5 protein-coding genes and 1 pseudogene are annotated in these 4,827 nt (G+C 44.7%); 5 read left to right on the plus strand and 1 reads right to left on the minus strand.

The features are described 5' to 3' along the window. Together GRP75_RS19365 and GRP75_RS19370 are read left to right on the plus strand one after the other, a co-directional pair. Positions 1-166 (plus strand): annotated as a pseudogene (locus tag GRP75_RS19365) (acyl-CoA thioesterase); the annotation flags it as partial. After that, a complete protein-coding gene (locus GRP75_RS19370; RefSeq protein WP_013309596.1) occupies positions 163-561 on the plus strand; it encodes an FxsA family protein in 399 nt (132 codons plus the stop codon). The pseudogene GRP75_RS19365 and the gene GRP75_RS19370, both read left to right, overlap by 4 nt. A gap of 26 nt (positions 562-587) precedes the next feature. Here the strand turns inward: GRP75_RS19370 and ytvI are convergent, their stop codons facing one another. Continuing rightward, positions 588-1,706, minus strand: a complete 1,119-nt coding sequence (gene ytvI / locus GRP75_RS19375) for a sporulation integral membrane protein YtvI (protein WP_028542894.1) — start codon at positions 1,704-1,706, stop codon at positions 588-590. Between the two features lie 345 nt (positions 1,707-2,051). On the opposite strand from ytvI, the gene citZ reads away from it, so the two are divergent. The 3 genes from citZ to GRP75_RS19390 all read left to right on the plus strand — a co-directional run. Then, on the plus strand, positions 2,052-3,164 hold the full coding sequence (gene citZ / locus GRP75_RS19380; RefSeq protein WP_028542893.1) for a citrate synthase: 1,113 nt from the start codon (positions 2,052-2,054) through the stop codon (positions 3,162-3,164). 151 nt (positions 3,165-3,315) lie between these two features. Beyond that, positions 3,316-4,611 (plus strand): NADP-dependent isocitrate dehydrogenase, encoded by a 1,296-nt coding sequence (gene icd / locus GRP75_RS19385; RefSeq protein ID WP_023987916.1) that lies wholly within the window; start codon positions 3,316-3,318, stop codon positions 4,609-4,611. 16 nt (positions 4,612-4,627) lie between these two features. Continuing rightward, positions 4,628-4,827 (plus strand): lactate/malate family dehydrogenase (locus GRP75_RS19390; RefSeq protein ID WP_483311100.1); only part of this gene is annotated, 200 nt, incomplete at its 3' end.

The following is a 4,827-nucleotide window of genomic DNA, read 5'->3' on the forward strand; positions in this document are numbered from 1 at the left end:
ATGGACCCAGGCAGACACGCTACCGGGAGAACTGCTTGTCACAGGGATGACACGTCATGTATGGTTGAACACCGAATGGAAGCCTGTTCGACTAGATCAGGCGCTACCTGAGCTGTACACTGCATTAAGGTTTGCTTTTACAGGCGGGGAGGGGCAGAAGTCATGATGATGCGTAAACGTCTATGGCTGTTGCTGCTGCTCATTCCTTTGGCGGAGCTGTACGGGTTTATATGGGTAAGTCATTGGATTGGAGCGGGCAAAACGATTTTACTCATCATTCTGACGACCCTAATCGGGGCTGCCATGATGCAATTTGAAGGTCGTAAGGTGATTGCCGATGCGAAAAATGAAATGAACCGGGGGCAAATGCCCGGCCGTAAAATGCTGGATGGATTATGTGTCTTTTTCGGTGGAAGCTTGCTGCTTATCCCCGGATTTTTAACAGATATTATTGGTTTTACGTTGGTATTCCCTTTAACACGAGCGTTGTACCGACGCTTTTTATTGAAGTGGCTGGAGAAAAAAATGAAAAACGGCAGTATTACGTTTCGGCGATTTTGACGTGAGCTGCCGTTTTTCCTATTGATCTAGCGGACTCTTCCAGCGAGAATATAGTTGCGCAAGTCCTGAATGACATTCGCGCGATTCAGTGCATCAACGACAATCAGTGATACAGGTCCGATAATTAGTCCTAAAACGCCAAACAGCTTGAGCCCGATGAACATACCGATGAGGGTGGGAAGCGGGTTCAAGCCCACGCTGCTGGCCAGCACCTTAGGCTCCACGATCTGTCGTCCAATCAACAGGATGATATAAAGGATCGACAATCCTACCCCTAGTGCCAAATTACCAGACATATACGCATACAGTATCCACGGAATCATCACAATGCCAACCCCCAAATAAGGTAGCAAGTCCACTAGCCCGATCATCAAACCGATGGTAAAGGCGGATTCCACACGCAATATGAACAGCCCAACAATGACTGTTAATGCCGTAATGGAGATGATAATAAACTGTGCACGCAAATAGCCGTACAGTGCTTTACGCAGATCGTGCCATATATCCGACAATGGTTTGCGAATCGTATCAGGAACCGTATTTGAGAGCATCCGACTATGTCGGTCCCAGTCCTTACTAATAAAAAAGGCTGCTAATACAATAACCATTAGAACTGCTCCCATATTAGGCAGAGAGGTTAGCAAGTTCAAAACTCCATTAAAAAATTGAGCGACTAGCGTAGTGACAGCCGAACTCACGGTTTGAGTTGTCTTATCAATATTACTGTTAATGGTATGTTGGTAATCCGGATTATCCCGGATAAAATGGTTAATTTCAATAATTACATTTTGAATCAAATCGCTTTGTGTCCAATCGATAAACAGACTTTTAAAACGCTCAATATGTCCGTCGAAAGTCATGGCCAACTTTATAACTTCTCGGACCATGCGGGTGATTGCCGCAGAAAGGATAATTGCAATTCCACCTAAATATACAAATAATGAGACCGTGACAGCCGTCCAACGTGGCATACGGGCTTTGTTACGCAGAAAACTAACCAGTGGATTCATGGCATAAGCCACAAGCCAGGCGAATAGGAAAGGATAGATGAGAGGGAAAAGCGCATATATGCCCAGTAACAGAGCTACAATCACGATTGCCACCCATATAGCACGAAATATGCGATTCAGGATTAATCGGCTCAAGCTCTCACGGCTCCTTTCTTATGCGATAGTTTTTCATAAAATAAATGCTCTACTATACATATGCGGGAAAGGGGGGAGACAAGACCTGTGTAAAAAAGTGCAAATAAATCAATATTTTTTGTAAGGGATTTCAAAAATTTATTTATGGAAGCGATAAAACATTTGAATGTGTTGGAATAGCCCTCAATGTTCACATAAACGACAAAATCCAGTATAGTGAAAGAAGGTTTAAATATTGACATATGGCGTTAACATTACTCAGCTATTTAAAAGACATATCTTACTTTTGAAAATGTTTACATTGCAAGTCCGTTCACAATGTTTTTACAAAGGAGAGATGTAACGATGACAGCGACTAAAGGTCTGGAAGGGATCGTAGCGACCACTTCCTCCATAAGCTCTATCGTAGATGGCGTTCTCACGTACCGGGGTTATAACATTGATGATTTGGCTGTTAACGCCGATTTTGAAGAGGTAGCTTATTTGTTGTGGTTTGGAAAATTACCTGATAAAGAGCAATTGCAGGAGCTTCGCAACCAGTTAAGCGAATACGCTGCTATTCCAGATGAAATTGTTACTCAATTAAAGTTATACCCGAAAAATTTGAGCACGATGGCTGCCTTGAGGTCAGCCGTATCGTCTCTCGCTTTGTATGACCCAGAGGCGGATGATATGTCGAGAGAGTCTAATGTGACTAAAACCGTCAAGCTTCAGGCGCAATTGCCCACCATTGTGGCAGCGATAGCACGTATACGAGAGGGCTTGGAGCCGATTGCGCCTAAAAAAGGTATTTCCATCGCTGAAAACTTTTTGTATCAGCTGACTGGCAAGGATCCAGAGGAGACGGCTATTAAAGCGTTCAATCAGGCTCTCGTGCTGCACGCCGATCATGAATTAAATGCTTCTACCTTTGCTGCGCGTGTAACGGTAGCCACATTGTCGGATATTTATTCTGGAATCACGTCTGCAATTGGAGCTTTAAAAGGACCACTGCATGGTGGGGCCAATGAGGCTGTGGCCAAAACGCTGGAGGAGATTGGTGGTTTGGATCAGGTGGACTCCTATATTCAGGCGAAACTGGATAACCGCGAAAAAATTATGGGCTTTGGACACCGAGTCTATAAAAACGGTGATCCGCGTGCCAAGCACTTGCACAAAATGTCCCGCGAGCTGGGGGAAATGAACGGTGACACAACGTTGTTTGATATGTCAGTTCGAATTGAAGGAATTGTAACAGGGCAAAAAGGCTTGAAGCCCAATGTGGATTTTTATTCTGCCTCTGTGTATACCCAACTGGGTATCAAGAGAGACCTGTTTACACCTATTTTTGCTGTGAGTCGTGTATCTGGATGGACCGCACACATTTTAGAACAGTATGAAAATAACCGCCTGATTCGTCCTCGCGCCGAATATACAGGTCCAATGGATCAAAAATATGTATCACCAGAGTTGCGCTAACCCCTTGTCGAAGGAAGATTGAGGTTGTATACCCTGAATTTAAAAAATAAGGTACAATAGAGGGGACGACGAGAGATGTACGTTTTTGTCAGTGATAAAGATCATGTCTTTCGTCCTGTACCCATTCATATCTGAGGAGGAAAAGGAACTTATGGCGAAATTTGAAAAGTTTGAGCTCCCAACTGAAGGCGAAAAAATTACGATTGATAACGGTCAACTACAGGTTCCGAACCATCCGGTAATTCCGTTTATCGAAGGTGACGGCACGGGTCGCGACATCTGGAAAGCTTCCAAACGCGTACTGGACGCAGCTGTAGAAAAAGCATATAACGGCAGCAAAAAGATTGCCTGGTATGAAGTATTCGCTGGTGAGAAAGCTTTCAATACATACGGCGAATGGCTCCCTAACGATACTTTGGAAGCCATCCGTGAGTATATTGTAGCCATCAAAGGACCACTTACGACACCTATTGGCGGTGGTATCCGTTCGTTGAATGTGGCATTGCGTCAAGAACTGGATTTATACGTATGTCTGCGTCCTGTTCGTTATTTTAACGGTGTTCCTTCTCCAGTGAAACGTCCTGAATTGGTAGACATGGTTATTTTCCGTGAGAACACAGAAGATATTTACGCGGGGATCGAGTATGCTGAAGGGTCCGAAGACGTGAAAAAGGTTATTCAGTTCCTCCAACAAGAGCTGGGTGTGAACAAAATCCGTTTCCCTGAAACCTCTGGTATTGGCATTAAGCCAGTTTCTTCCGAGGGTTCAAAGCGTCTGGTGCGGGCTGCCATTCAGTATGCTGTTGACCACGGACGCAAGAGTGTAACGCTCGTACACAAAGGTAACATTATGAAATTTACCGAGGGTGCCTTCAAAAACTGGGGTTATGAAGTGGCTGAGGAAGAATTTGCAGATAAAGTATTTACTTGGGCCCAATATGATGTAATCAAGGAAAAAGACGGTGAGGATGCGGCGAATGCAGCTCAAAAAGCAGCTGAAGATGCAGGCAAAATCATTATCAAGGATGCGATTGCTGATATTGCACTTCAGCAAGTACTGACTCGTCCTTCTGAATTTGATGTGATTGCTACGCTCAACCTGAACGGGGACTATCTGTCCGATGCTCTTGCTGCCCAAGTTGGTGGAATTGGTATTGCGCCAGGTGCGAACATTAACTATGTAACAGGGCATGCTATCTTTGAAGCTACACATGGTACAGCTCCAAAATACGCCGACAAAGACGTAGTGAACCCTGGTTCCGTAATTCTGTCGGGCGTAATGTTGCTTGAACACTTGGGTTGGCAAGAAGCGGCTGACCTGATTTACAAAGGGTTGGAGACGTCCATTAATAAGAAGATTGTAACTTATGACTTTGCTCGTCTGATGGATGGTGCTACACAAGTGAAATGCTCCGAGTTCGCAGATACCATTATTAGTAACCTGTAAGGAAGGGGAATACCACTTGTCCATTCAACGTAAAAAAATATCCATTGTTGGCGCCGGTTTTACCGGTGCCACTACCGCATTGCTGCTGGCTCAAAAGGAGCTAGGTGATATCGTACTCATCGATATTCCGCAACTAGAGAATCCGACCAAAGGCAAGGCGCTTGATATTTTGGAGGCCGGTCCGGTACAGGGATTTGACAGCCAGATCACGGGCAC

This window comes from Paenibacillus sp. OT2-17 (genome assembly GCF_009827695.1).
Taxonomy (GTDB): Bacteria; Bacillota; Bacilli; order Paenibacillales; family Paenibacillaceae; genus Paenibacillus; species Paenibacillus polymyxa_B.